1 pseudogene is annotated in these 273 nt (G+C 61.5%); it reads left to right on the top strand.

Annotation, left to right across the window (positions count from 1 at the left end):
• Positions 1 to 24: 24 nt before the first annotated feature.
• Positions 25 to 273, top strand: a pseudogene (locus Q4563_RS19865) (DNA polymerase III subunit delta); the annotation flags it as partial.

Genomic DNA, 273 nt, shown 5'->3' with positions numbered 1-273 from the left:
GCCGTCGACAAGCACGGCGCGCTGGTGCAAATCTGGCCGATTGAACGCAACCAGTACGCTGGCTGGCTACGCCATCGCCTGCAGCAAGCCGGCTTGCAGGCCGACCCGACCGCGATCGCATTGCTGGCCCACCAGACCGAAGGCAACCTGCTGGCTGCGGTACAAGAGATAGAAAAGCTGCGCATGAGTGGTGCGAGCCGTATCACAGAAGACTTGTTGCTGGACGCACTGGGAGACAATGCCCGCTTCACGGCGTTTGGCTTTGCTGATGCC

Source organism: Gilvimarinus sp. 1_MG-2023 (genome assembly GCF_030548285.1).
This window is presented reverse-complemented; position numbering and strand designations above follow the sequence as displayed.